Here is a 26,569-nt window from a genome sequence, read left to right as displayed (position 1 = left end):
CCGGGTTATAGTCTCGCGGCTCTGAAACCATCTTTTTTCGCTTTAATCTCACGTAGTTACGACTTTTTCAATGAAGCCGACCTTATGTCCGCCCGTCATGGCGGTTCTGCTTTCAGCTGCTCTTGTCTTTCCGGCGTTCTCCGATGATGACGACCCCGACGCGAAAGCGCGTTCCGACCGGCCGGCGTCGATTCAAAAAAGCGAACCCGAGTCCCGCAGTGCCGCGGCGGTCCGAATGACAGCGGAGCAACAAAAGGCTAGCGGCTTGACCGTCGAGGTTTTGAACGCATTGACGTTTCACCCGGAGATAATGGCCTACGGCAAAGTAGTCGACATTCAGCCTTTATTGGCTTTGCACGTTCGTTATCAAACGGCGGGCACCGAGGCCGAAATCGCAAACGCCGCCGTCGAGTTGGCTCAAAAAAACCGCAACCGGCTGACGACCCTGCACCGCGAGGACATCGTGGCCAGCCGCGATTTGGCGCAAGCCGAGGCGCAATATCAGGCCGATCGAGCCAAGCTCGAGGCCGCCCGCCGACTGATGAGGGAGATTCGGCACGAAGCCCGGCAGGCCTGGGGCGACGAACTAACCCGCATCGCCTTCGACGGCGAATCGCGTCTGTTTCAGGATTTCTTGAGCCGGAGCCGGGTATTGCTTCTGATCGCCTTGCCGAGCGGCCAATCCTTGCCGCCCGACAAGCGATCTCTGTTCGTCGCCCGTGAAAACGACCGGAGCGCGGCACACCGGGCAGAACTCATTTCTCCCGCCCCGAAAACCGACGATCTCGTGCAGGGCGAAACTTTTTTCTTTCATGCGCCAAGCGACCGACTGCGCGCCGGAATGAGAGTCAATGCCTGGCTGCCGACCTCCGGTGAGCCCTTGACCGGCATCGCCATGCCACTGTCGGCCATCGTTTGGCATGCCGGAAAACCCTGGGCCTACCGCCAGTCCGACGACCGCACATTCATCCGCACCGAAATCACCGCCTACCGCGAGCACGCCGATTTCTGGTTCGTCGACCACGGCTTTGCCGCCGGCGACAAGATCGTCGTAACCGGCGGACAGTTATTGCTCTCGGAGGAGTTCCGCGGAAATATTCCGGACGAGGACGACGACTGATGCTGTCTGCCATCATTCGCTTCGCCGTGCACCGGCGCGGAGTGGTCGTTGCACTCTCTCTCCTGCTGCTGATTTACGGCGCGCTCCGTCTCGGTCAGGCGAACCTCGACATCTTTCCCGAATTTTCCGCCCCCCGCGTGGTTATTCAGACCGAAGCACCGGGTCTTACGGCCGAACAGACGGAAACTCTCGTCACCTCGCGCATCGAAAGGCATCTTGCGGGGTTGGTCGGTCTGGACAGCATCCGGTCCGAATCCATCCAGGGCCTCTCGGTGGTGACGGCCGTCTTCGAGGAAGGCACGGACATTTACCGTAACCGGCAGCTGGTCGGCGAGCGCCTGAACATGCTCGCCGGCAAACTGCCCGTAGGCGCCGGTCCACCGGTGATGGTACCGCTTTCATCGGCCTCCGCGACGGTTCTCACTATCGGACTTAGCTCGCCTTCCCACAGCCTCATGGAGCTTCGCGATCTGGTGGACTGGACCATCGTGCCGCGTTTGCTGGCCGTACCGGGCGTTGCGGATGTGAACGTATTCGGCGGCGAAATCCGCCAATTGCAGATTCAAATCGATCCGGCCAGGCTGCGCCGCTACGGCCTGGCTGCCGGGGATGTCGTGCTCGCAGCCCGCCAGGCGACCGGCATGCCGGGGGCCGGGTTCGTGGAAAACGACAACCAGCGGATCAGTTTGAACATCGTCGGCCTTCCGGCGGCCGAGGAGACCTTGAGGCAAGTCGTACTGTTGCGCCAGAACGGCGCGAATATCACGCTGGCGGATGTCGCGACCGTAACCACGGCGCCTAGACCGCCCATCGGCGCAGCAGCCGTCGGCGGAAAGCCCGGCATCGTCATGATGGTGATCGGTCAGTACGGCGCCAATACGCTGAGCGTCTCGCGAAACGTCGAAAGCGTGCTCGAGGAGTTCGAGCAGCTCTTCGCCAAACGGGCTATCGATTTCCACCCCCGGCTATTCCGGCCGGCGGATTACATCGAGCGATCCTTGCAAAATCTCGCCGGGCATTTGCTGGTGGGTGGCTTTCTGGTGGTCTCGGTGCTTTACGCATTTTTGTTCGATTTCCGCACCGCATTCATCTCCGCTGTCGCCATTCCGCTTTCATTAGCCGCCGCCGTGGTGACCTTGCTGAACCTGGGTGTCAATCTCAACATCATGATCTTGGGCGGACTCGCGATCGCCTTGGGCGAGGTGGTTGACGACGCCATAATCGACACTGAAAACATTTTCCGCCGCCTCCGGGAAAACCGGCTAAGGCCGAATCCGCGTCCGACTTTCCGCGTGGTCTACGATGCCTCCATGGAGGTACGCAGCTCCGTGGTGTACGCCAGTTTCATCGTCGCATTGGTATTTGTGCCGCTCCTGACGCTCGGCGGAATTGCAGGACGCTTGTTCGCTCCGATCGGTCACGCCTATATCCTCGCGATTCTCATGTCCCTGCTCGTAGCGCTGACGGTAACGCCCGCGCTTTGCTACATGCTCTTGAAGAGCGGCAAGACCGACAAGATCCCGCCGCTGATTCGGCTGCTTCAGCCCAAATACGCCTCCCTGCTGAGATCCGTTGCAAAACGGCCGAGAGCAACGCTGTCGATCAGCGCGGTTATTTGCGGATTAGGGATTCTGGCGTTGACCGATCTCGGCGGAGAATTCCTGCCCCGACTTCGAGAGGGCCATTACATCGTACACACGAGCAGCCTTCCTGGCACATCATTGAAGGAATCGCTCAGAATCGGCGGGCTGCTGACCCGGCAATTTCTCGAGATCCCGGAAGTCGAATCGGTCTCGCAATGGGCCGGCCGAGCCGAGCGCGGTGCCGACACTTACGGCAGCCACTACAGCGAGTACGAAGTTCGGCTGAAGCCGCTTTCAGGCGAAGCTCAACAATCTGTGCTGAACCGGCTCAGACAGATCTTGGACGATTTTCCGGGAATCCTGTTCGAAGCGAACACCTTTCTGACCGAGCGGGTCGACGAAACCATTTCCGGTTACACGGCACCGATCGTGATCAATCTCTACGGAAGCGACCTCGATCAACTCGATCAGAAAGCGCGCCAGATCGCCGATCTTGTCCGAACCATTCCCGGCGCCATCGACGTACAACTGCGATCGCCTCCGAGCACGCCTCAGCTTCAAATCCGGCTGAAACTCGACGATTTGGCCGCTTATGGCTTGCGTCCGATGGAAGTGGCCGATGTCCTGCAAACGGCTTTGCAGGGACGGATCGCGGGCGCCTATTACTTGGACAATCGCGCTTACGAGGTAGCGGTGATTCTGCCGCCGGAATTGCGGCACCGGCCGGAAACGGTAGCGCACGTACCGCTGCGCACCGCGGATGGTCTTATCGTGGAATTGAGCCAAATCGCGGAGATCCAGCAGGTCGGCGGACGGTATAACATACTTCATCGGGGCGGCCAGCGTGTGCAGACCGTCACGGCAAACGTGGCCGGTCGGGACACGGCGTCGTTTATGGAAGAACTTCGCCGGCGAACGCTCACCGCCATCGATTTTCCGCCGGACGTCTATCCCGAGTTCAGCGGCGCCGCCGTGGAGCAAGGTAAAGCACGCCGGGAACTGACGGTCCATGCGCTGCTGTCGGGTGTTGGCGTTATGTTGCTGATTTTTTTGGCCATCAACAGTGTGCGCCATACCCTCCTCACCTTGGTGAATCTGCCTTTTTCGCTGGCCGGAGGCGTTGCTGCCGCATTCCTGACGGGCAGTACGCTTTCGGTCGGGTCGATGGTAGGGTTCGTCACCTTGTTCGGAATCACGGTACGCAATGCGATTATGCTGATTTCCCATTACCGGCATTTGGTAGAACGGGAAAACAAGTCGTGGAATCTGGAAACCGCGATTCAGGGTGCACAGGAACGCCTCCCTTCGATCTTGATGACGGCGCTAGTCACCGCGCTTGCGATGCTGCCCATCGCCGTCGACAGCGACAATCCGGGTCGCGAGATCATGGGTCCCATGGCCGCGATCATTATCGGAGGTTTGGTATCGTCCACCCTTTTCAATCTGCTGCTTATGCCGACGATATTGCTCAAATTCGGCCGGTTCGAAACCCTCGATGAGCCGCCACGTTTTTCTGAGCCGTCGTAGACGCTAGAGCGATTTTTACTGCGGATTAATGTTGAGGATTGTGAAATCGTAGGTCGGCAATCCGTTGCCGACACGCTGGATCGGCGAGGAACTTGTCGGCAATGGATTGCCGACCTGCGAGATGCCTTTCGATCCGGCGATTACAGCATGCGAGCCATGACCAGGGCATCTTCCCGGCCGTTTCGGGCCGGATAATAGCCTTTGCGGGTACCGATCTCGTTGAACCCCAGTTGGTGATAAAGTTTGATGGCGGGCTTGTTGGAAGGACGCACTTCGAGAAAAATCGTTTCGGCCTTGTGCTCCTTGGCGACCGCCATGAGTTTCTCGAGCATCAAGCGCCCGTAGCCCTGTCCCTGATTTTGCGGCGACACACAGAGATTGAGTACGTGCGACTCCCCCGCCCCCACCGACGCGATCCCGTAACTTACAACCTGGCCTGCCCTTTCGCCTACCCAGCAACAATATCCTACGGTGTAGCAGTCCCGGAAAGTGGTCGGCTCCCAAGGGAATTCGTATGCACTTTGCTCAATGGCGGCCACCACTTTAAGGTCTGACCGCCGCATCGGACGAATGATCAACTCGGCACTCTTCACGAGGCTGGGAAAGTGTCGGTAATAAAACTCGGTTTCGGCATCATAACTGATGAATTTCCTGATGCGCTCGAACAAGCCGAACAAATCGAACATGGCGGACATAATTATGCTTGTTGTCGAAAAGCCCGCATGGCTAGTTTGAGATCCTCCCATGCCCTACGTTTTTCCGTTTGCGAGCGCAGCAGGTAAGCGGGATGGTAAGTCACCACCAGCGGAATCTGGTCGTAATAATGCACCTGGCCGCGTAGTTTACCGATGGGCGTCGCGGTTTTTAATAAGTTTTGCGCGGCAATACGGCCTACGGCCAGAATAATCTTAGGTTTGATCAAGGCGACCTGCCCTTTCAAATATCCCTCGCAGGCCGCCGCTTCCTCCGGGGCCGGATCGCGATTCCTGGGCGGACGGCATTTGATCACGTTAGCGATGTAAACGGCTTCCCTTTTGAGACCGACGGCCCGAATCATTTCGTTGAGCAATTGCCCGGCCCGCCCCACGAACGGTTCGCCTTGCAGATCTTCCTGTTCTCCAGGCGCTTCGCCAATCACCATCCATTCGGCTTCGCGATTGCCGACGCCGAAAACAGTCTGAGTACGGCCTTGGTGTAGCGGACAGGCGGTACATCCCGCTACGCGGGCCTCCAAATCCGCCCAATCCGGCAGACAACCCGAAGACACAGCATCGATCGGAGGCGAATTCACCGCGCTTATTAGGCTCTCACTCAAGCCATCCGGCGTAGCCTGGGGTAGGTCCGGATTTACGGCAGCCTCGAACGCGGCACGCCGCCGGGGTACCCAAACTTGGATACCCATCGAATGGAGATAATCCAGGCGTCGTTCATCGCGAGGCATAGGCCGGAACCGTTCTTAGACCGCCTCTTCGCAAAACTCGGGCATTATCAAACGTCTCCCGCCACTTGAGGATGCATGCGTTGCCGCGGCGCCAGGAGTTTGTTGACCGCATTGATGTAGGCCTTGGCCGAAGCGATCACGATATCGGTATCTGCGCCCTGGCCGTTGACGATGCGCCCGCCCTTTTCCAGGCGAACCGTCACTTCGCCCTGAGCGTCGGTGCCGGTGGTGATGTTATTGACCGAATACAGCAACAAGGTGGAATCGGTATGGACTACGGATTCGATGGCCTTGAAGCTCGCGTCGACAGCGCCGCTGCCCTGGGCGGTGCCGCTCACTTCTTCGTTTTCGACCTTGAGCGACACTCGCGCGCAAGGAACCTCGCCCGTTTCGGAGCATACCTTGAGCGCGACAAGCTTAACCCGCTCGTCCTCCGCCTCGACGCCCGCTTCTGTGATCAAAGCCTGCAGGTCTTCGTCGAAGATTTCGTGCTTTTTGTCAGCCAAGTCCTTGAAACGCTGGAATGCGTCATTCAATTCCGCCTCGGTTCCGAACTCTATCCCCAGTTCCTGCATGCGCGTCCGAAAAGCGTTGCGGCCCGAATGCTTGCCCAGCACCATCCGGTTTGCAGTCCAGCCGACTTCCTCCGCGCTCATGATTTCGTAGGTCTCGCGGCTCTTCAAAACCCCGTCCTGATGAATGCCGGACTCGTGCGCAAACGCATTGGCCCCAACGATGGCCTTGTTGGGCTGCACCGGAAAACCGGTGATATTCGAGACAAGTTTGGAACACGCAACGATTTCGCGGGTGTCGATCTCGACTCGGCAGGGAAACACGTCTTTACGGGTCTTGACCGCCATGACGATCTCCTCCAGCGCGGCATTGCCGGCCCGTTCGCCCAAGCCGTTGATCGTACATTCGACCTGCCGCGCGCCGTTCATGACGGCGGACAATGAATTCGCAACCGCCAACCCCAGATCGTTGTGGCAATGCACCGAAAAGATGGCTTTATCGGAGTTGGGAATACGTTCTCTCAAACGCCGGATGGTGGCGCCGAATTGCTCCGGCACGCTGTAACCGACGGTATCGGGGATATTCAAGGTTTTCGCGCCCGCATCGATAACCGCCTCGAGTATTCGACACAGAAAATCTTCTTCCGAACGTCCGGCGTCTTCCGGCGAAAACTCGACATCATCCGTATACTGCCTCGCCCTTTTTACAGCCTTCACGGCATACTCGATCACCTGATCGGGCTCCATGCGCAGCTTTCTCTGCATATGAATCGGCGAAGTCGCGATAAACGTGTGAATACGCGCCCGATTGGCTTCCTTGAGCGCCTCGCCCGCACGGTCGATGTCCCTATCCAAAGCCCGCGCCAAACCGCATACCGTGCTTTCCTTGACCGCCCGAGCCACAGCTTGCACCGATTCGAAATCGCCGGGACTCGCCGCCGGAAAACCGGCCTCGATCACATCCACCCGCAGACGCTCGAGCGCCTTGGCGATGCGCACCTTTTCGTCCCGCGTCATCGAAGCGCCGGGACTTTGCTCGCCGTCCCGCAGCGTCGTATCGAAAATGATGAGTTTGTCGCTCATGATAAAACCTCGTCTATCTCTCGCGGCCTCTCTTCAAGAGGCCCCTGCATTTATGTTCGCGCTTAGGATTTTGGAATGCGTCAAGTCTACTGCCCCTCAGGGCAGGAGACGAAAACGCAGAAGGTCGAGGAATTCAGAGCGGCAGACAGCGCCGACCCGACCGATGAGTCGGTCGGATTTCCGGCGTTGTAGGTTGGCGATTGAATGCATGGATTTGTGACTGCCTTTCGAGCAACTATATTACTCATCCGAATACCGTACAAGCGCCATAGTGAGGAATACTTTCGCCTTATCCGACGAAGGACTTTAATGTCAGCAGATTCCCCGTCCCTTCTCAGGTTCGGCGCTCGCTCCGCATTTTACGTCGCCCGAGCAAGGTCAATACCGGCCCCGAAACAGCGTAAGCCGTAAACATGACAAACAGCATCAGGGGCGGATTGGTAAAAATGAAGGCGAATACCAGCATCACGAGGATAGCCCACATGAACGGCACCCGTCCGCGGAGATCCACATCCTTGAAGCTGTAGTAACGGAAGTTGCTGACCATCAGGAGCCCGGTCATCAAGGCTAGTCCGAGCGAGACATAGCGCATGGACTCGCCGGTCAGACCGTAGGTTTCGCTAAACCAGATAAACCCGGCCAAAATCGCGGCGGCGGAAGGACTCGGCAAACCTTGAAAATACCGTTTGTCCGCGGTTGCGATCTGGGTATTGAAGCGGGCCAAGCGAAGCGCTGCACCGGCGGCGTGCACGAAAGCGGCAACCCATCCGATCTTGCCCAGCGTCGTCAGCGACCAGATGTAGGCGACCAAGGCGGGAGCGGCACCGAAGGAAATCATGTCGGCCATGCTGTCGTATTCGGCCCCGAAGGCGCTCTGCGTATTGGTGAGGCGCGCCACGCGTCCGTCGAGACCGTCCAGAATCATGGCAATGAAGATGGCGACGGCAGCCACTTCGAAGCGCCCGTTAAAGGCGGCGGTGATGGCGTAGAAACCGGCGAAAAGCGCTGCTGTCGTGAACAAGTTCGGCAAGAGATAGATGCCGCGCCGACGCCTCGCAGGGGGAATTTGTTCTTCCATAGTCCCGCTTTAAGTTGAATCAACCGATAATGCGGGCTAGCTTAACATAGCCCGCCGCCAGTTCGGCGGGTCGAGCACGAACCGATTGGCTCGTGCCCGGCCGAAAGCAAGAATCAGTTCTTGCTTTTATCGACGATTTTGTTGGCTTTGATCCAAGGCATCATGTCGCGCAACTTCGCACCGACCTGTTCGATTTGGTGCTCGCGACCCAGACGCCGCTTGGCCTTCAGCGTGGCGCAACCGGCCTGATTCTCCAGAATGAATTCGCGGGCAAACTCGCCGCGCTGAATTTCGCCGAGAATCTTCTTCATCTCCTTTTTCGTCTCCTCCGTGACGACACGTGGCCCGCGGGTCAGGTCGCCGTATTCGGCGGTATTGGAAATGGAATAGCGCATGTTGGCGATGCCGCCTTCATACATCAAATCGACGATCAGCTTCAGTTCGTGCAAGCACTCGAAGTATGCCATTTCGGGAGCGTAGCCGGCTTCCACCAAGGTCTCGAACCCGGCCTGCACGAGTGCCGTCGCGCCGCCGCACAATACGGCCTGTTCACCGAACAGGTCGGTTTCGGTCTCTTCGCGGAAGGTCGTTTCGATGATGCCGGCGCGTCCGCCGCCGTTTGCAGAGGCATAGGACAAGGCGATTTCCTTGGCCTGTCCCGAAGCGTTCTGATAAACCGCGATCAGGGAGGGTACGCCGCCGCCCTGGGTGTATGTCGAACGCACCAGGTGGCCGGGGCCTTTCGGCGCGATCATGATCACGTCTAGATCGGCGCGCGGCTGGATCTGTTCGAAATGGATATTGAACCCGTGGGCGAACGCCAACGCCGCACCTTGCTTGATGTTCGGTTCGATCTGCTCGGAATAGAGTTTCGCCTGGTGTTCGTCCGGAGCCAGTACCATGATCACGTCGGCTAGTTTCACGGCCTCTTCCACCGACATGACGGTCAGCCCCGCGTTCTCGGCCTTCACTGCGGAGGCCGAACCCGGACGCAATGCGACGATGACCGAAACGCCTGAATCTTTCAGGTTGTTGGCGTGAGCGTGGCCTTGCGAGCCGTAGCCGATAATGGCGACCTTCTTGTTCCGAATAATCGAAAGATCGGCATCTTTGTCGTAATAAACCTGCATGAATGGTCCTCGTGATTTATCGTTTTGGTTGATTACTATTCGTAACGAAATTAAAAACCACATCGTCACCCCGGCAGGGAAGGGGCCGACTAAAGGCCCGTTTGCGATTGGGACTGCCGGGGTCCAGTTTACAGGGACGTAGACGCTAAAACCTTCCGTGGCTTCTGGATTCCGGCACGCCCTGCCGGAATGACGGGTAATACTGGCATTTGTTATACGCTGCAGTCGTCATCGGCATTAGTTAGGCGTGAAGCCCGCGGTCGCCGCGCAGAATGCCCGTTGTGCCGGAGCGCACGACCTCGATGATGGCCTCCTGATCGAGCGTCTGGAGAAACGCGTCCAGCTTGGACTTTTCGCCGGTAACCTCGATGACGTAGCTCACCGGCGTAACATCGATGATTTTTCCGCGAAAGATATCGGTCAGGCGAATGATTTCCTCCCGCGCCCTGTCGACGGCACGCACTTTCACCATCATCAATTCGCGTTCGATGTGGGAAGATTCCGAAATATCGATGAGTTTGACCACATCGATCAGCTTGTTGAGCTGCTTGGTAATCTGCTCGATGATCTCGTCGCTGCCGGTGGTAACCAGCGTCATTCGCGACAAGGACGCATCCTCCGTGGGCGCCACGGTCAACGACTCGATGTTGTATCCGCGTGCGGAAAAAAGTCCCGCCACCCGCGACAACGCCCCCGATTCGTTCTCCATCAAAATGGAAATGATGTGGCGCATCAGGCAAGCTCCCTCTCGATGGTGACGCCGGGAGCGAGGCGCATCTCATGGTGAGCCTTGCCGGCCTCGATCATCGGATATACGTTCTCGGTCGGATCGGTCAGGAAATTCATGAATACAGTACGATCCTTCAGCTTGAACGCCTCCTCCAGTGCCGGGCGCACGTCGGCGGGCTTTTCGATGTGCATGCCGATATGGCCGTAAGCTTCGGCCAGCTTAACGAAATCGGGAATGGTCTCCAAGTAGGAGTGGGAGTAGCGGCTTTCGTAGGTGAATTCCTGCCACTGGCGGACCATGCCCATGTAACCGTTATTGAGATTCACGATTTTGATAGGCGTGCGGTATTGCAGGGCCGTAGCCAACTCCTGGATGCACATCTGAATGCTCGCCTCCCCGGTTACGCAGGCCACGTCCGCATCGGGGTGAGCCAGCTTGGCGCCAATGGCCGCCGGCAAACCGAACCCCATGGTGCCGAGTCCGCCCGAGTTGATCCAGCGGCGCGGCTTGTCGAATTTGTAGAACTGAGCCGTCCACATTTGATGCTGCCCGACATCGGACGTTACGAATGCATCGCCATTGGTGACTTCGTACAACTGCTCGATGACGTATTGCGGCTTGATCAACGAACTATTCCGATCGTAACGCAAGCAGTCCAAGGATTGCCAGCGCGCGATTTGATCCCACCATGCGGTAAGAGCATCTTCATCGGCCCGCTTCTCACTGCTCCCCAGTATCTCGATCATGTCCTCCAGGACCGGGCCGACTTCACCGACGATGGGAACGTCGACGCGCACCGTCTTGGAGATAGAAGCAGGATCGATATCGATGTGAATGATCTTCGCATGCGGGCAAAACTGGCTGAGCTTGCCGGTAACCCGATCGTCGAACCGTGCACCGACGGCGAACAGCACATCGCATTCGTGCATGGCCATATTCGCCTCGTAGGTTCCGTGCATGCCCAGCATGCCCAGAAACTGCCGATCGGTGGCCGGATAGGCCCCCAATCCCATCAAGGTACTGGTGATCGGAAATCCGAGTATCCGGGTAATTTCCTTCAACTGTTCGGACGCATTGCCCAATATGACGCCGCCTCCCGAATAGATCATCGGCCTCTTGGCGGAGAGCAACAACTCTACCGCTTTCTTGATCTGCCACCGATGCCCCTTGACCTGCGGGTTATAGGAGCGGATTGAAACCGAGCGCGGGTACTCGTAAGGAATCTTGAGATTGGGATCGGTGACGTCCTTCGGAACGTCGACCACCACGGGACCGGGTCGGCCGGTGGTGGCGATGTAGAACGCCTTCTTGATGGTCTCCGCCAGCTTGTGCACGTCCTTTACCAGGAAATTGTGCTTTACACAGGGCCGGGTGATGCCGATAGTGTCGCACTCCTGGAAGGCATCGCTGCCGATGACCGGCAAGGGCACTTGGCCGGTGATGATTACCATCGGAATCGAATCCATGTAGGCCGTCGCGATGCCGGTGACTGCATTGGTGGCTCCGGGGCCGGAAGTCACCAGCACCACGCCGGGCTTGCCGGTCGAGCGCGCGTATCCGTCCGCGGCATGGGTCGCACCCTGTTCGTGGCGCACCAGGATGTGCTTCACGTCGTCCTGTCTGAACAGAGCATCGTAGATATGCAATACGGCCCCGCCGGGGTAACCGAAAATGTATTCAACCCCTTCGTCCTTAAGACTTTGGACCAGGATTTCCGCGCCGCTGAGCTCCACGGTTTCAACACCCCTAAAAAAGAATCAGGCGTTTCGAAAACGCCCGTTTCGGCCGAGACAACAAAATAAAAATAGCCGATAACGGTACTCGGATTCACATTCTCCGTCAAGCCGCGGCCACGCGGATGGCGTTCGTTCGATCCTCGCATGACGTTTCCCGGAATTGTACCGTACTTGGACAGCGGAAACGCCTCGATAGTGACTTCGGCCTCTTACGCAGCGTTGACGAACCGGTACTTTTGCTCTGGATACATTTCCACTTCGAATGGATTGGCTCCGAGCATGATGACCCGCGCCGGCGTAACAACTCCCTCGATATGCACCGCTAGTTGCCATATGCCGCGCCATCCTCGGGTCTTGCGGAACATGATTGTTCAGGAGTGGCGCCCCGGCGGTCTTCATCAAAGCTGCCCAAGGCCTTATTCGAACAAGCGGGGTGCGCGTCAGCCCTCTATGCCGCCCGCGTATCTGTACCAGTCTCTGGATTTGTCGCCGAATACCAGAAAATAAGGATTGAGCAGCGACGGCTTGGTGTTGTAAAGCAGTGGCTGACCGCGCAAGTCGGTCACCTCGCCACCGGCTTCCTTTACTATGCAATGCGCCGCCGCGGTATCCCATTCCGAGGTCAGACCGATGCGGGGATAGAGATCCGCCGCGCCTTCCGCCACCCAGCAGAGTTTCAGCGAACTGCCGATCGACATCAGTTCATGCTCGCCCAGTCGGTTCAGGTAGATTGCCAATTCCTCTGTCTGGTGCGAGCGACTACCGACCACTCTCAGCGGATAGTGAGCACTCGTCGTCACTTCGATGTTTTGCGGGGGCGAATCGTCGATCTGCCTGTAGGCGCCGCATCCCTCGGATGCAAAGTAGCAAAGATCTTTTGCCGGCGCATACACCACGCCGAGCACCGGTTGGTGACGATGAATCAAGGCCACGTTGACGGTGAACTCGCCATTTCGCTTGATAAACTCCTTGGTACCATCCAGAGGATCGATCAGCCAAAAGGTCTCCCAGTCGCTTCGCTCCTCGAACGGCAAACTTTTAGATTCTTCCGAAATGATCGGGTAGGCCGGACGCAAAGCCGCGAGCCCTTCGACCAGACAGTGATGGGAAGCGAGATCGGCCGCGGTGAGCGGCGAACTATCTTCTTTTACGCCGACGCGGAAATCCGATCCGTAGATCTCGAGGATACGACGCCCGGACTCCTTGGCGAGAGCGACTACGGTCTCGAGAAAGCGGGAGGGTTCTTTTCTGAGGGGCATGGCTTGAAATCCGCAGCTACTCACTGGATACGCTGAATGGAGGGAATCGAAGATAATGACTGAAAGCAACCGAGTAAAATATTAAACCATGATCGATTGGCGAAACATTAGCAGCGTGTTTCTCGATATGGACGGCACGCTGTTGGACCTGAATTTCGATAACCACTTTTGGCTCGAATTCGTTCCGCTGCGTTACGCCGAACGGCACGGACTTTCGGTCGCGGAAGCCAAAGCCGAATTGACACCCCGGTTCAAGGAAACCGAGGGACGACTCGAATGGTACTGCCTGGATTACTGGACTGATCGTTTGTGCCTGGACATCGTAGGCTTAAAAGCCGAAATCGCGGGACTGATAGCGATACTACCTCATGTCACCGACTTCCTCGATGCCGTACGCAAAGCCGAAAAGCGTTTGGTGCTGGTAACCAACGCACACCCGAAAAGCTTGGGTTTGAAGTTGGAGCGAACCTGCCTCCATGGTTTTTTTGACGAAATCTTCTCTTCGCATGCATTCGGATTTCCGAAGGAGCATCCCGGCTTTTGGAAAGCCCTTAGCGCCATAGAACCCTTTTCGGCGGATAAGACGCTACTGGTCGACGACAGCGTGACCGTATTACACGCCGCCCGCCAATTTGGCATCCGGCACGTAGTTGCCGTGAAGAAACCCGATAGCCGGCAACCTCCAAGAAACATCGTCGAATTCGACGCCATTGAGGACTTTCGCGAGCTAATGCCTCCAAGCTGAAATCGACCGCGGCGCCAATCCCCGAAACAAGTCCGTCGCCCCCATTTGCCCGTCCGTCCGCGAGCCGATTCCGGTGTTTACCGAAGGCAATTTACGTACGGAACCATGGGGCTTGAAATTGTCATTCGTTTAAGCTGAAATGCACGTACGCAAGGGAAAGCTGCACCATTCCCATTCGTACTGGCCGTTGGCGCCCCAGTCCCTTCCAATTTCCCCGTTGAGACCGTGAGGAGTTCATTGTGAGCGAACGCATACTTCAAGTTACCGATGCCGAATTCGAGGATAAGGTCCTCAAAGCGAGCGGCCCTGTACTAGTCGATTTCTGGGCCGAATGGTGCGGTCCCTGCAAGATGATTGCACCTATTCTGGAGGAGGTCGCTGGGGATTATGAAGGTAAGCTGACGATCGCCAAGCTCAATATCGACGACAATCCTGGAACGCCCCAGCGCTACGGCGTACGCGGAATTCCAACGCTGATTTTGTTTAAGAACGGCGAAGTGGAAGCCACTAAGGTGGGAGCCTTGGCCAAATCGCAACTGGCTGCATTCCTTGACGCCAATATTTGAGCATCCGGCATGTGCGGGCCGGTTCTGACTAGACGGCCTCGCACGCCTGTGCTAACTTTGGTGTAACTCTTAACGTCGTCCTCTTAACCGGGCCACTTCCGGCCGTTCTCTCCAAGCTCGTCTCTCATACGAGCGCAATTCCTTAGATCATTTACATCTGCTCTTCACTAACGTCTATGAATCTGACCGATCTTAAACGCAAACCCGTTTCCGAACTCATCGAAATCGCTGAATCACTCGACATCGAAGGCGTTGCTCGAACGCGCAAACAGGATTTGATCTTTTCGATCCTGAAAAAACAGGCCAAAAGCGGGGAAGATATCTACGGCGACGGGGTATTGGAAATCCTGAGCGACGGATTCGGCTTTCTGAGGTCCGCCGACAGCTCCTTTTTGGCCGGACCCGATGATATTTACGTCTCGCCCAGTCAGATTCGTAGATTTAGCTTACGAACCGGAGACACGATTTCCGGAAAGATTCGTCCGCCCAAGGACAACGAGCGCTACTTCGCAATGCTCAAGGTCGAGCAAATCAACTATGAGCCGCCGGAAAACGCCAAGCACAAGATCTTATTCTCTAACCTAACTCCCTTATTTCCTGTCGAACGCCTGCAACTGGAGATCGGCAACGGAACCACCGAGGATTTGACCGCTCGGGTGATCGACCTGGTCGCACCGATCGGCAAAGGGCAGCGCGGCTTGATCGTGTCGCCGCCGAAAGCCGGCAAGACCATGATCCTCCAGAACATCGCCCATTCGGTCGCCGAAAAGAACCCTGAATGTTACCTGATCGTCCTACTGATCGACGAACGGCCGGAAGAAGTCACCGAGATGCAGCGCAGCGTCAAGGGCGAAGTCGTATCCAGCACCTTCGACGAACCGCCGGCGCGTCACGTGCAAGTGGCGGAGATGGTCCTGGAAAAAGCTAAGCGCTTAGTCGAGCACAAGCGCGATGTCGTCATCCTCCTCGACTCTATCACCCGCCTCGCCCGAGCTTACAACACAGTGATCCCATCCTCGGGCAAAGTGTTGACCGGCGGCGTGGACGCCAACGCCCTGGAACGTCCCAAGCGCTTTTTCGGTGCCGCTCGTAACATCGAGGAAGGCGGCAGCCTCACGATCATCGCTACCGCACTGATCGATACCGGGTCGCGCATGGACGAAGTGATCTACGAAGAATTCAAGGGCACCGGCAATATGGAATTGCACCTCGAGCGGAAAATCGCCGAGAAGCGCGTTTATCCGGCCATCAATATCAACCGATCCGGAACCCGCCGCGAGGAATACATCGTTCCGGCGGACGAACTGCAAAAATGCTGGATTTTACGCAAAATCCTGCAACCGATGGACGAAATGGCAGCCAGCGAATTCCTGCTGGGCAAACTGAAGGACACCAAGACTAACGCCGAGTTCTTCGACATGATGAAGCGCTGAAGGAGCAAGAAAAGCCCCTCCTTCAAGCCGATCCAAGCCGTTCAGCTCAAAACAAGCCGTATAATCATCCTTCGGACGATTCGCTCGTCTCCCCGATTGCCGGAAGTTCCAGCTTTAGCGCGGCGTACATGTCGTCTTCGACGTCCAGATCGACTTTCTCCAAAATACTTTTTGGGAGCCGTTTGTTCACTTTTGCGCCCAGTTCCACAAAACTTTCCGCCTGCCGGATTAAATTGCCGCGCCCGCGGGTAAGTTTATTCATCGCGTCGTCATAAGTCTTGTGGACGCTGCTGAGCTGGGTGCCCAATTTTTCCAAGTCTTCCACGAATCCGCGCAATTTGTCGTAAATCGAGCCCGCCTTGTCCGCGATCAATTTCGCATTTTCATTCCGCCGCTCGTAGCGCCAAATGTTTTCTATGGTACGCAAAGTAGCCAGCAAGGTGGTCGGGGTCACCACTACGATATTGCTGGAGAACGCATCCGAGAACAGCTTGTCGTCGTGCTGGAAGGCCAGCATGAAAGCCGACTCGATCGGCATGAACAGCAGAATAAAATCCAGAGAGCGCAGCCCATTCAAGCCGGAATAATCTTTCTGCGCCAGGGTTTTGATATGGTTACGCACGGCCAGAACATGCTCGCGCACCGCCGACTCCCGCTCCGATCCGTCGTCCAGGGAACAGCAGCGGTCGTAAGCCACCAGCGAAACCTTGGAATCGATGATGATGTCCTTGCCTTCCGGCAGGTGCACGATGACATCGGGTCGAAATAAGCGATTTTCGCCGTCGCGATAACCGCCTTGGGTCTCGTATTCGATGCCCTTGCGCAAGCCGGACTGCTCCAACACCCGCTCCAGAATCAGTTCCCCCCAGGCGCCTTGCAATTTTTTGTCGCCTTTCAACGCGCGAGTCAGATTGACCGCTTCCTGGTTGATACGCTGGGTCTGCAAGCGAAGGTTCTCGATCTCCTGGCGCAGGGATGCCCTGTCCTTCGCGTCGTGGAGATGCATTTCGTCCACCTTCTTTCGGAAATCGCCGAGTTGTTCGCGAAACGGCGTCAAAACGCCGTCGAGTTGGCTCTTGTTCTGTTCGGTGAATTTCTGCGTCTTTTCCTCGAGTATTTTCTGCGCCAGATTTTCGAACTGGGTGAACAGTTGAACTTCCGCGTTACGAAGCAGCGCCAGCTTTCCTTCGGTGTTTTTCTCTTCGTTCTCGAGGCGCGTCCTGAGTTCGGCGCATTCCGTCCGCGCGGCCGTAAGCTGCTGGCTTGTTTCGGCCAGTCTACTTTCCAGTAGCGGGATGCGTTCCGCTTTTTCTTCAGCGACGGCCAGCCCCGTGCTCAACGAATAGACTCGATCTTGGCGATCAGCCAGCTCTTCCGACAATTCAGCAATTTTCTCCGCGTGCTCTTCAGTTAATCGCCGGCACAATTCCGGATGATGTCCTCTGTGGCGCAAAGACGCTATCAGCCATCCGACGGACAGTCCCAAAAACATGCCGGCAGCCAGAATCAGAGAAGGCGGCAGCTTATCGATATTCGCCACCCAATGTGTGTTATCCATCGGCCCACGCTGCCCGGAAAAAAGACCTGATCATCGAGATTTACTGGGGGGGAAGCAACACGACGACCTGATCGTTCTCGCTCGTTCTCAGCACGAACGGACGAAGCGACAGGAGATCATCGGTCAAGATGTTGAGTGCGTCCGTACCGTCGACTGCCTCTTCGGACAACTTCAGGATACCGAAGACATTACGCTCCTCCAAGAAGGCGACACTTCCCAGCCAGATTGGGATGGCTCCCGGCTGCAACTGTTGTCCGCTCGGCCAGAAACGGACGATCAACCACCGCCCGTCGGAAGTCGCCTTGATCATACGAAGAGTATCCACATCGATCTGGTTGAAGTGAGGTAAAACCGGCAAGTCCGCCATTCCGGTCTGAGGATTCAGAAAGTGCAGCGCCTGGGTCGGTGTCAAAGGCTTCGGCTCTTGCCAGCCAAGTTTAACCAGATCCGAACGGATAGTATCGATCGACGATGCCCATTGAACACTGAGCGGCTGCTCGGATCGGCCGATCGTTTTCACCCGGTAGGCCGGCAAAAACCGCCAGCCCTGTTCGAGCCATTGCTCCTCACGTACGCTCAGAAGCGGCCGCCGGTAAAAAAATTCTTCCAGCGAGTGGCTATACCAAACAACCGCCCCGATGCCCACTAGGGAAACCATCACGATCCCGATCAAGCCTCTGATCGGTACATCGCCGTGCCGATGGCGCCGATAGGCCACCCCCAGCAGGACCAGCCAGATCAGAACCATCGACAGAGTAAAGCAAGCCGCGAGAAACTCGCCCGTATCGGCATAGACGCGAGCGAACGCGATAACGGTGACCAGCAGGGTCGCCCCGGAGTAAATCAACCAGCGCCAACGCGGCGTCGCGCTGTCCGCGGTCAACACTGCCGCAAAACCGTACACCGCGCCGCCGTTCAGGACATGACTATCGATCAGCGGATTATCGTCAACGAAACGGCAGAACGTTCCGAGCGCCAACGCGAAAATCAGCGCTCCCAGGAAATGCGCCGCGGCGACAGCTTGCTTCCGGATCAACAACCAGCCGAGCACGACCGCCGAGAAAACCGATACGGACAAGGTCTCGCCCAACTCCTCGAACACGATCAAGGCATAATCGGACCAAGGAGTTCGCCAGGCTTCCAAGGACACGGGCACCGAATCGGCCGGTATCAAGAAGCAGGCCAGCAAACCAGACAGGCCCAAAATCGCCGCCCACACCGACAGGCCGGCGTAATCGCGTTGCTCAGGATCGATGAGGGGAGCGGTGAGACGTCCCAGCAGGGGGTGCTCTCGGCTAAGGTCGAAAGTCGCCAGAATGAGCTGGTGCGCCCGGGGCTGGAAGCAAAGATAAAGATGCTTGCTCAACCAAGCCCCGAACCATAGGACCACTAGCAACGCAGTCAATAGGGCGGCCAAGCGTCCGGTCACTTTCGACGCCAGATCGAGCGACGCGCCGAAGGCCATGCCCGGCAGCAAATATGCGGGACCCCAGAGAACGGCGGACAACACATTGATATAAACGAACCGCCGCGCCGGCATCGTCAGCATGCCCGCCACCAAGGGGATTACCGCGCGGACCGGGCCGACGAAACGCCCGAACAGCACGCTCCGTCCCCCGTAACGGTGAAAATAATCGATGCCGCGGTCGATCATTCCCGGATAGCGCGTAAACGGCCACAGAGACGACAAGCGATCGCGATAACGCCATCCCAGCCAAAAGCTGATCCCGTCGCCGACTACCGCTCCGGCTATCGCGTAAGCGCAGGTCGGAGCAAAGGAAAGAGCTCCGGCGCCTACGAGCGCCCCGGCGGCGAACATCATGGCGACGCCGGGAACCACTAGCCCCACCACTGCCAAGGATTCGGCCATGGCAATCAAAAAGACCGCTAGGCCGGCGTAGTGGGGATGCAGTGCGATCCATGCATAAATGGTTTCAAAGCTCAAAGTCGATTAAAGACGCGCTCCGCCGCCTGCAGGGTTTGATCCAGTGTTTCGAAATCGTGCGCCGCCGAAACAAAGCCGGCCTCGAACGCGGACGGAGCGAGATAAACGCCTTCGTCCAGCATGGCGTGGAAAAAGCGCTTGAAGCGCTCCTGATCGCAGCCCATGACTTTTTCGAAACTGTCGATGGCCTTCTCCTCGGTGAAAAAGAGACCGAACATGCCGCCGACCCAATTGGCCGCAAATGGAATTCCGGCCTTTAACGCCCGCTCCTGCAAGCCCTCGATCAAATAGCGGGTTCTTTCGCTCAAGCGATCGAAAAAGCCCGGCGCGGAAATCAGTTCCAAGGTCTTCAATCCCGCCGCCATGGCGACGGGATTGCCGGATAAGGTACCCGCCTGATAAACGGGACCTAGCGGAGCCAGCTTTTCCATGATGTCGCGCCGCCCGCCGAAGGCGCCGACCGGCATGCCGCCGCCGATGACTTTGCCGAGCGTGGTCAAATCGGGCGAGATGCCGTAATGCGCCTGCGCTCCGCCCAGCGCCACGCGGAATCCGGTCATGACTTCGTCGAAGATCAGTACCGATCCGTGGGCATCGCAGACCTCCCGCAGGGTTTCCAGGAAGCCCGATTTCGGCGGCACGCAGTTCATGTTGCCGGCGACCGGTTCCACGATGATGCAGGCGATCTCTCCGCCGAAACGCGAAAACACCTCGCGCACCGCGTCGCCGTCGTTGAACGGGAGGGTCAGCGTGTGTTCGGCCAAACCGGCCGGAACGCCGGGCGAACTCGGCACGCCCAGAGTCAGCGCCCCGGAACCCGCCTTGACCAGAAGGGAATCCGAATGCCCGTGATAGCAACCTTCAAACTTGACGATCTTGTCACGACCCGTGTAGCCGCGCGCCAGGCGGATGGCGCTCATGGTCGCTTCGGTGCCGGAATTGACCATCCGCACCATGTCCAACGAAGGCACCAGTTCGCACAGTTTTTTCGCCATCGCGGTCTCGATGGCCGTAGGAGCGCCATAGCTCAGCCCGCGATCCACGGCATCGTGCACGGCTTTCAAGACTTCAGGATGAGCGTGCCCGACAACCATGGGCCCCCAGGAGCCGACATAGTCGATATAGCGGCGTCCATCCGCACCGAACAGGTAAGGCCCTTCGGCGCGCTCCACGAAGATAGGGGTTCCGCCGACCCCTTTAAACGCACGAACCGGCGAATTCACACCGCCCGGAATGTAGGTTTGAGCTTCCGCGAACAATGCGGACACGTCGGCCATAGTCTTCTCTCAATAAATTCTGGAAATCTCTGTCTCGAAAACAGCTACCGATACCTGCTCGAATTATTATGTCTTGGGCAAGGTCACGCCGGTCTGTCCCTGATACTTCCCGCCACGATCCTTGTAAGAAACTTCGCAAATCTCGTCCGCACCGATGAACAGCACCTGGGCCACCCCTTCGTTCGCATAGATCTTAGCGGGCAGCGGCGTGGTATTCGAAAACTCCAGGGTCACATGACCTTCCCACTCCGGCTCCAGAGGCGTTACGTTGACGATAATTCCGCAACGGGCGTAAGTCGATTTTCCGAGGCAGATGGTCAATACGTCCCGCGGAATGCGGAAATATTCGACGGTCCTCGCCAAGGCGAATGAATTGGGCGGGATGATGCACACGTCCGAGCTCACGTCGACGAAGCTGTTTTCGTCGAAATTCTTCGGGTCCACTATCGCCGAGTTGATGTTGGTGAAGATCTTGAATTCGCTAGAGCAGCGGATGTCGTAGCCGTAACTCGATGTTCCGTAGGAAATGACGCGGGAATTCTGCACTTCCCTCACTTGCTGAGGCTCGTAGGGCTCAATCATCCCATATTCCTCCGCCATGCGACGGATCCAGCGGTCCGATTTGATGCCCATGCTAGTCGTTGACGATGGTGATAGTGGGGAAACGCGCACTGTAATCCTTCGCCTTCAAAGCCAATCGGGCCGCCATTTTACGGGCCACGTCCTTGTAGATTTGCGCTGGCTTGCTGTCCGGCTCGGCGACGACCGTGGGATGGCCGCCGTCCGCGTTCTTCCGGATGCTGATGTCGAGCGGCAGAGAACCGAGCAGCTCGACGCCGTATTTTTGGGCCATCTTGTCGCCGCCACCTTCGCCGAAGATCGGCTCGACATGACCGCAGTTAGAACAGATGTGAATGCTCATGTTCTCGACGATGCCGAGGACCGGAACGCCGACCTTTTCGAACATCTTGAGGCCCCTTTGGGCGTCCAGCAAGGCGATGTCCTGAGGCGTGGTCACGATGACCGCGCCGGATACGGGAATCTGCTGTGCCAGGGTCAATTGAATGTCGCCGGTGCCGGGCGGCAAGTCGATGATCAGATAATCCAGGTTGTCCCATTTGGTGTCCTTGAGCAATTGCTGCAAGGCGCCGGTCACCATGGGGCCGCGCCAGATCATCGGTGCATCCTCCTCGATCAGATAACCGATGGACATGGATTGAACGCCGTAGGCGACCATCGGGATTAGCAGCTTTCCGTCCTCTGTCGCCGGGCGTCCGGAAATCCCCAGCATGAGCGGCTGGCTCGGCCCGTAAATATCGGCATCCAAAATGCCGACCCGTGCGCCTTCCGCCGCCAAAGCCAGAGCCAGATTCACGGCGGTCGTGGACTTGCCGACACCGCCCTTGCCGGAAGCGACCGCGATGATGTTCTTGACGCCCGGCATCGGCTTTAAATTCTTCTGGACCGAATGGGAAACGATCTCCGTAACGATTTCGACCGTCACCTCGGTCGCGCCGGTTTCCGCACGGAGCTTTTGTTCGATCAGATTCTTGAGTTCGGCGTGGAAACTGGCCGCCGGGTAACCCAGAGCCACTTTCACCCGAATCCGGGAATCGTTTATTTCGATTTTCTTGATCGACTTGGTCGATACCAAATCCCGGTCCAGATTGGGATCCACCAAGGTCTTAAGGGCATTCTCAACATCGGATTGAGTCAGCGGCATTCGAATCTCCGGCATCTCGGGCCAAATAAGGCGTTATTCTACACAATTGGCCGCGAAGCTTAATGGCCGCGGCCTGTCCGATCGACGATGCAGAGGCGTTTAGCCGTCCTCGTCACCGTTTTCGCCATAGCTTGGCGCCTCTGAATGCCCGGTCCAAATGTGGGATAATCGAGCGATCCCTGAAAACATTGAATTTCGCCCCATGACCAGCCATCGAACAATTCTCGTCACCAGCGCCCTGCCCTATGCCAACGGCCCGATTCACCTGGGCCATCTGGTCGAATACATACAAACCGACATTTGGGTGCGATTTCAGAAGATGCGCGGCAACACCTGCCATTATGTCTGCGCCGACGACACCCACGGCACGCCCATCATGCTCAGGGCCGAAAAGGAAGGCATCGCCCCGGAGGAACTGATTCGACGGGTCCATGGCGAGCATCTCCGGGACTTTACCGGTTTTCACATCGAGTTCCACAACTATTACTCGACCCACTCGGAGGAAACTCGGCAACTGGCCGAAACCATCTATGGCCGGCTGAAGGAGCGAGGATTGATCGAGGCGCGCTCGATCGAGCAGTACTACGATCCAGTCAAGGAAATGTTTCTCCCGGATCGCTTCATCAAAGGCGAGTGCCCAAAGTGCCATGCCAAGGACCAGTACGGCGATTCCTGCGAAGCCTGCGGCGCGACCTATTCGCCGACCGACCTGATCAACCCCTATTCCGCCGTTTCCGGCGCGGCTCCGGTGCGGAAGGAATCGGTGCACTACTTCTTCAAGCTCGGGAAATGCGAGGAGTTCCTCAAGACCTGGACCCGCGCCGGGCATCTACAGGATGAAGCCGCCAACAAAATGGCGGAATGGTTCGAGGCAGGGCTGTCCGACTGGGACATTTCCCGCGACGCGCCCTATTTCGGCTTCGAAATTCCCGACGCGCCGGGCAAATTCTTCTACGTCTGGCTGGACGCCCCCATCGGCTACATGGGCAGCTTCAAGAATCTGTGCGAGCGGCTGAACCTCGATTTCGACCAGTACTGGCGCAAGGATTCGGACGCCGAACTCTACCACTTCATAGGCAAGGACATCCTCTATTTCCACGCCCTGTTCTGGCCGGCGATGCTGGAACATTCCGATTTCCGCACCCCCAGCAAGATCTTCGCCCACGGCTTCCTGACCGTGAACGGCGAGAAAATGTCCAAATCGCGCGGCACTTTCATCACCGCCGAGAGTTATCTCCAGCAGGGCTTGAACCCCGAATGGCTGCGCTATTACTACGCCTGCAAGCTGAACGGGACGATGGAGGACATCGATCTGAATCTGGAAGATTTCGTGGCGCGGGTGAATAGTGATTTGGTGGGGAAGTACGTCAATATTGCAAGTAGAGCGGCCGGATTTATTGATCGTCTTTTTAATGGGTTGATTCTTGACCAGAATCTTCTTCCAGAAACCAGCGGAGCATTAAATTCAAACTTAACTCCCAAGTTGCCATATAGCAATGTTTTGACAAGCAACGCTGTAAAAGGAACTGCCCAATGGATCGCTGACGCTTACGAGCGGCGCGACTTCTCAAGAGCAATCAGGGAAATAATGGTTGTTGCGGACGATATCAACAAATTCTTTAATGATGCAAAACCCTGGGAATCGGCAAAAACCCCTGAAAATCTTCCCGAAGTACACTGGGTATGCTCCGCAACAATCGAAGCATTTCGAATTTTGACCATATATCTAAAGCCGTTATTGCCTGAAATCGCCAAAAAAGTTGAAGATTTTCTGCAAATTGAGCCGCTTTCTTGGTCTGATTTGGATAAGTCGCTAGCAGGCCGCACAATAAAGCCTTACCAACACCTTCTAACCCGAATCGACCCCAAACAAATCGAGTCTCTCGTGGAAGCCAACAAACAGAACCTGCAAGCCGCCGCCCAACCGGAACCTCACTCCCAGCAACGTCACGCCGAGCATCAGCAGCATACGATTCAACCGATCGCAGACACCATATCGATCGACGACTTCGCCAAGATCGATCTGCGCATCGCCCGTATCGCCAAAGCGGAGCACGTGGAAGGCGCCGACAAGCTTCTGAAGCTGACTCTGGATATCGGCAGCGAGACACGAACAGTGTTCGCGGGCATCAAATCGGCCTACGATCCGGCACAATTGGAAGGGAAGCTGACCATCATGGTCGCGAATCTGGCACCGCGCAAGATGAAGTTCGGTCTGTCGGAAGGCATGGTGCTGGCTGCGAGCGACGAACGCGGAGGACCGTTCGTTTTGATCCCGGACGAAGGCGCGCAGCCGGGAATGCGGGTCAAGTAGTCGAAGCAGGCGTGGGAACGGTCGGAGCCGTTCCCACGCCCCTCATCACTCGCCGGTAGTCGGATCGATTACCGTCTTGATCTCCGAAATCCGGTTGGCCGGAAAACCACCCTCTTGGGCATGCTGCCGAATCATCTTCTCGTTGGGGGCGATATACACGCAATAGACTTTGTCGTCGGTGACATAGCTCTGCACCCATTGAATTTGCGGTCCCAGACGGTTCAGCACGCTGCACGATTTCTGCGAAACGGCGTGCAACTCCTGATCAGACAGTTTTCCCGCGCCTGGAATGTCACGTTCGATTAGATACTTGGGCATGTCAGCCTCCTCTCATTGAGAAAGTAAGCAAAAGTCGTCAAAAAACCGTCGGCACTCCGGAGCCGCATGATGGCCGCTCCGAAGTACATCACATCAGCGACGCTGAAATTCCGCGAAAATCTCCGCCGGCTTTGCTTCGGCCACGCTCTTATACAGCGAGTAAGCGCCAAAACGCATCTGGTGCGGGCGTCCGAGCTTTTCCTTGTAGAAGTCGATAGCGAACTGCTCTTTCAACTCCTTGCCGTCCCAGTGATAGAGCTTCAGGAACTGCTCATTGTCCTTGCCCTTCTTGTCCCAGTTGGCAAGCAGCGACGAAGTGTAGTAAAGCCGCTTCCCGTCCCAGCTCGACGACACCATATTGACTTGCGCGCCGATGTGCTTCTCGTAGATTTGCACCGGTTTGTGCGGATTAGAGATGTCGAACGCGCGGCTGTTGCCGTCCATGAAGGTATTCACCCAAAGCCGCTTGTCGTCGTTGGAGATCGAAATATCGACGGGCAACGGCACCTTCGAGGGATCGCCGATATCCGCGACTTCCTTGGCTTGCCATTCGCCCTTGTCATCCTCGTAGATCAGCCAGATCTTGGAGGTGAGCGCCGTCGTCGTGAAACAGTAATTGTGGTTTTCCTCCCAGGCGCAACGCACTTCCAAGGGGGAGCCGGGTACGTCGAAAACCTTCTTAGGCTTGCGGCTGTGAAGGTTCCAGACGACCACCGTATTGCCGAAGTGCTTCATGGCTTCCTTGTCGGACAGCATCTTGCCGAAGTCCATCATGTAGTTGTTCCAACCGGTGAAGGAGGAAGACACCAACACGTTGCGCCTCGGCAATGCGCGCACATCGTAGTTGAAGCCGTCGGCATACTTGCCCGACTTCACAGCGCCGCGCAGATCGCTGTCGGTGGGCACCCAGTGGGTCGCCACGTAATCGCCCTGGTTGGTGTATTCCACCATCGCAGCCCGTCCGCCGTGATCCTTGTTGTTAGACAGCCCCGTGATCAGCATGCGTCCCGGCAAGGCGTAAAACGAGTGAGGCCCGACCACGCCGCCGCTTTTCGCGACGAAATCGGTAATGGTTTTATGCAGCTTGGGCTTGGCTGGATCGCTATGGATGTCGAAGATAAAAATCTTGCTGGTGTCCAATCCTCCGGCCCAGAGATAATTCCGATCATCCGTGAAATCGGAATGATGCGCCTCGTTACGGCCACCCACGGAGAGACTGTCTACCACTTTCCCGTATTTCGGCGATTTCGGATTGACGTCCACGGTCACCAGCTTGTCCTGCTCGTCGCCGATCCCGCTGGCACCGAGGGTCCAAATGTATGCGAAATCTTCCTGACCCGTAATTTTGGCCATGTACGGCGATAAGCAGGTCTCGTCTGCGTTGACGGATGACAGCCCCGTTCCGGTCAAGGCCAGTGCGGATGTCAGCCCGAGCATCACGCCGCGCATAGCCTGAACGATTTTCTTTTCTTTGATTCGTCGTTTCATCGC

Annotated in this window: 21 protein-coding genes; 6 read left to right on the top strand and 15 right to left on the bottom strand. The window is 57.0% G+C overall.

What is annotated here, in order from left to right:
- Window positions 1-70: 70 nt before the first annotated feature.
- Complete coding sequence (locus ACWJJK_RS08355; protein WP_434113177.1) at window positions 71-1,120, top strand: efflux RND transporter periplasmic adaptor subunit; 1,050 nt, start codon at window positions 71-73, stop codon at window positions 1,118-1,120.
- Window positions 1,120-4,230, top strand: coding sequence for an efflux RND transporter permease subunit (locus ACWJJK_RS08350; protein ID WP_086134369.1), 3,111 nt, complete (start codon window positions 1,120-1,122; stop codon window positions 4,228-4,230). Before ACWJJK_RS08355 ends, ACWJJK_RS08350 begins: the two co-directional genes overlap by 1 nt.
- Window positions 4,231-4,370: 140 nt before the next feature.
- Here ACWJJK_RS08350 and rimI read toward each other — a convergent pair whose 3' ends face one another.
- The 8 genes from rimI to cysQ form a co-directional block, all read right to left on the bottom strand.
- On the bottom strand, window positions 4,371-4,925 hold the full coding sequence (rimI, locus tag ACWJJK_RS08345; RefSeq protein WP_240502524.1) for a ribosomal protein S18-alanine N-acetyltransferase: 555 nt from the start codon (window positions 4,923-4,925) through the stop codon (window positions 4,371-4,373).
- A gap of 2 nt (window positions 4,926-4,927) precedes the next feature.
- Window positions 4,928-5,671: a uracil-DNA glycosylase gene (locus ACWJJK_RS08340; protein ID WP_454128852.1), complete on the bottom strand. Its 744-nt coding sequence runs from the start codon at window positions 5,669-5,671 to the stop codon at window positions 4,928-4,930.
- A 47-nt stretch (window positions 5,672-5,718) separates the two neighbouring features.
- Window positions 5,719-7,266, bottom strand: a complete 1,548-nt coding sequence (locus ACWJJK_RS08335) for a 2-isopropylmalate synthase (protein ID WP_133716462.1) — start codon at window positions 7,264-7,266, stop codon at window positions 5,719-5,721.
- 334 nt (window positions 7,267-7,600) lie between these two features.
- The gene (gene pssA, locus ACWJJK_RS08330) at window positions 7,601-8,344 is read right to left on the bottom strand and encodes a CDP-diacylglycerol--serine O-phosphatidyltransferase (protein ID WP_133716463.1); all 744 of its coding nucleotides are present in this window, start codon (window positions 8,342-8,344) and stop codon (window positions 7,601-7,603) included.
- Window positions 8,345-8,457: 113 nt separating this feature from the next.
- A complete protein-coding gene (gene ilvC, locus ACWJJK_RS08325; RefSeq protein WP_347257953.1) occupies window positions 8,458-9,474 on the bottom strand; it encodes a ketol-acid reductoisomerase in 1,017 nt (338 codons plus the stop codon).
- Between the two features lie 241 nt (window positions 9,475-9,715).
- Window positions 9,716-10,207 (bottom strand): acetolactate synthase small subunit, encoded by a 492-nt coding sequence (gene ilvN / locus ACWJJK_RS08320; RefSeq protein ID WP_077730485.1) that lies wholly within the window; start codon window positions 10,205-10,207, stop codon window positions 9,716-9,718.
- Entirely contained in the window at window positions 10,207-11,937 is a 1,731-nt protein-coding gene (locus ACWJJK_RS08315; RefSeq protein WP_454128851.1) for an acetolactate synthase 3 large subunit, read from the bottom strand. The genes ilvN and ACWJJK_RS08315 overlap by 1 nt, the downstream gene beginning before the upstream one ends.
- A gap of 443 nt (window positions 11,938-12,380) precedes the next feature.
- Entirely contained in the window at window positions 12,381-13,199 is an 819-nt protein-coding gene (gene cysQ, locus ACWJJK_RS08310; protein ID WP_086134373.1) for a 3'(2'),5'-bisphosphate nucleotidase CysQ, read from the bottom strand.
- Between the two features lie 88 nt (window positions 13,200-13,287).
- Here cysQ and yrfG point away from each other — a divergent pair, with 88 nt between their 5' ends.
- The 3 genes from yrfG (at window position 13,288) to rho (ending at window position 15,943) form a co-directional block, all read left to right on the top strand.
- Window positions 13,288-13,944 carry a GMP/IMP nucleotidase gene (yrfG, locus tag ACWJJK_RS08305; RefSeq protein WP_077730482.1) on the top strand — a complete coding sequence of 219 codons (657 nt, stop codon included), beginning with the start codon at window positions 13,288-13,290 and terminating at the stop codon, window positions 13,942-13,944.
- Between the two features lie 236 nt (window positions 13,945-14,180).
- Window positions 14,181-14,510 (top strand): thioredoxin TrxA, encoded by a 330-nt coding sequence (trxA, locus tag ACWJJK_RS08300; protein ID WP_077730481.1) that lies wholly within the window; start codon window positions 14,181-14,183, stop codon window positions 14,508-14,510.
- Window positions 14,511-14,686: 176 nt separating this feature from the next.
- The gene (gene rho / locus ACWJJK_RS08295) at window positions 14,687-15,943 is read left to right on the top strand and encodes a transcription termination factor Rho (protein ID WP_077730480.1); all 1,257 of its coding nucleotides are present in this window, start codon (window positions 14,687-14,689) and stop codon (window positions 15,941-15,943) included.
- Window positions 15,944-16,007: 64 nt separating this feature from the next.
- Here the strand turns inward: rho and rmuC are convergent, their stop codons facing one another.
- The 5 genes from rmuC to apbC all read right to left on the bottom strand — a co-directional run bounded on the left by rmuC (window position 16,008) and on the right by apbC (window position 22,446).
- Entirely contained in the window at window positions 16,008-17,501 is a 1,494-nt protein-coding gene (gene rmuC, locus ACWJJK_RS08290) for a DNA recombination protein RmuC (protein ID WP_454128850.1), read from the bottom strand.
- Window positions 17,502-17,541: 40 nt separating this feature from the next.
- Entirely contained in the window at window positions 17,542-19,446 is a 1,905-nt protein-coding gene (locus tag ACWJJK_RS08285; RefSeq protein WP_454128849.1) for a VTT domain-containing protein, read from the bottom strand.
- The gene (hemL, locus tag ACWJJK_RS08280) at window positions 19,443-20,723 is read right to left on the bottom strand and encodes a glutamate-1-semialdehyde 2,1-aminomutase (protein WP_156880034.1); all 1,281 of its coding nucleotides are present in this window, start codon (window positions 20,721-20,723) and stop codon (window positions 19,443-19,445) included. Before hemL ends, ACWJJK_RS08285 begins: the two co-directional genes overlap by 4 nt.
- Before the next feature lie 66 nt (window positions 20,724-20,789).
- On the bottom strand, window positions 20,790-21,356 hold the full coding sequence (gene dcd, locus ACWJJK_RS08275) for a dCTP deaminase (protein ID WP_077730477.1): 567 nt from the start codon (window positions 21,354-21,356) through the stop codon (window positions 20,790-20,792).
- Between the two features lies 1 nt (window position 21,357).
- Window positions 21,358-22,446, bottom strand: coding sequence for an iron-sulfur cluster carrier protein ApbC (apbC, locus tag ACWJJK_RS08270; protein WP_454128848.1), 1,089 nt, complete (start codon window positions 22,444-22,446; stop codon window positions 21,358-21,360).
- Window positions 22,447-22,648: 202 nt separating this feature from the next.
- Between apbC and metG the strand changes: the two genes are divergently transcribed.
- Entirely contained in the window at window positions 22,649-24,760 is a 2,112-nt protein-coding gene (gene metG, locus ACWJJK_RS08265) for a methionine--tRNA ligase (RefSeq protein WP_156880036.1), read from the top strand.
- Window positions 24,761-24,805: 45 nt separating this feature from the next.
- Here the strand turns inward: metG and ACWJJK_RS08260 are convergent, their stop codons facing one another.
- Together ACWJJK_RS08260 and mtoX are read right to left on the bottom strand one after the other, a co-directional pair.
- Window positions 24,806-25,078: a DUF4242 domain-containing protein gene (locus ACWJJK_RS08260; protein ID WP_086134378.1), complete on the bottom strand. Its 273-nt coding sequence runs from the start codon at window positions 25,076-25,078 to the stop codon at window positions 24,806-24,808.
- 93 nt (window positions 25,079-25,171) lie between these two features.
- The gene (gene mtoX / locus ACWJJK_RS08255) at window positions 25,172-26,515 is read right to left on the bottom strand and encodes a methanethiol oxidase (protein WP_454129036.1); all 1,344 of its coding nucleotides are present in this window, start codon (window positions 26,513-26,515) and stop codon (window positions 25,172-25,174) included.
- Window positions 26,516-26,569 lie beyond the last annotated feature (54 nt).

The organism is Methylocaldum gracile, assembly GCF_053646815.1.
Note: the sequence above shows the minus strand (reverse complement) of the source record. Positions and strands in the feature narration are given on the sequence as shown.

What these genes read in the sequence shown, in the direction of transcription:
- ACWJJK_RS08350 (WP_086134369.1), top strand. Translation starts at nt 1,120, where the DNA reads ATGCTGTCTGCCATCATTCGCTTCGCCGTGCACCGGCGCGGAGTGGTC.
- pssA (WP_133716463.1), bottom strand. Translation starts at nt 8,344, where the DNA reads ATGGAAGAACAAATTCCCCCTGCGAGGCGTCGGCGCGGCATCTATCTC.
- rimI (WP_240502524.1), bottom strand. Translation starts at nt 4,925, where the DNA reads ATGTCCGCCATGTTCGATTTGTTCGGCTTGTTCGAGCGCATCAGGAAA.
- ilvC (WP_347257953.1), bottom strand. Translation starts at nt 9,474, where the DNA reads ATGCAGGTTTATTACGACAAAGATGCCGATCTTTCGATTATTCGGAAC.
- rmuC (WP_454128850.1), bottom strand. Translation starts at nt 17,501, where the DNA reads ATGGATAACACACATTGGGTGGCGAATATCGATAAGCTGCCGCCTTCT.
- dcd (WP_077730477.1), bottom strand. Translation starts at nt 21,356, where the DNA reads ATGGGCATCAAATCGGACCGCTGGATCCGTCGCATGGCGGAGGAATAT.
- ilvN (WP_077730485.1), bottom strand. Translation starts at nt 10,207, where the DNA reads ATGCGCCACATCATTTCCATTTTGATGGAGAACGAATCGGGGGCGTTG.
- rho (WP_077730480.1), top strand. Translation starts at nt 14,687, where the DNA reads ATGAATCTGACCGATCTTAAACGCAAACCCGTTTCCGAACTCATCGAA.
- yrfG (WP_077730482.1), top strand. Translation starts at nt 13,288, where the DNA reads ATGATCGATTGGCGAAACATTAGCAGCGTGTTTCTCGATATGGACGGC.
- ACWJJK_RS08260 (WP_086134378.1), bottom strand. Translation starts at nt 25,078, where the DNA reads ATGCCCAAGTATCTAATCGAACGTGACATTCCAGGCGCGGGAAAACTG.
- ACWJJK_RS08335 (WP_133716462.1), bottom strand. Translation starts at nt 7,266, where the DNA reads ATGAGCGACAAACTCATCATTTTCGATACGACGCTGCGGGACGGCGAG.
- apbC (WP_454128848.1), bottom strand. Translation starts at nt 22,446, where the DNA reads ATGCCGCTGACTCAATCCGATGTTGAGAATGCCCTTAAGACCTTGGTG.
- metG (WP_156880036.1), top strand. Translation starts at nt 22,649, where the DNA reads ATGACCAGCCATCGAACAATTCTCGTCACCAGCGCCCTGCCCTATGCC.
- hemL (WP_156880034.1), bottom strand. Translation starts at nt 20,723, where the DNA reads ATGGCCGACGTGTCCGCATTGTTCGCGGAAGCTCAAACCTACATTCCG.
- cysQ (WP_086134373.1), bottom strand. Translation starts at nt 13,199, where the DNA reads ATGCCCCTCAGAAAAGAACCCTCCCGCTTTCTCGAGACCGTAGTCGCT.
- ACWJJK_RS08355 (WP_434113177.1), top strand. Translation starts at nt 71, where the DNA reads ATGAAGCCGACCTTATGTCCGCCCGTCATGGCGGTTCTGCTTTCAGCT.
- ACWJJK_RS08340 (WP_454128852.1), bottom strand. Translation starts at nt 5,671, where the DNA reads ATGCCTCGCGATGAACGACGCCTGGATTATCTCCATTCGATGGGTATC.
- mtoX (WP_454129036.1), bottom strand. Translation starts at nt 26,515, where the DNA reads ATGCTCGGGCTGACATCCGCACTGGCCTTGACCGGAACGGGGCTGTCA.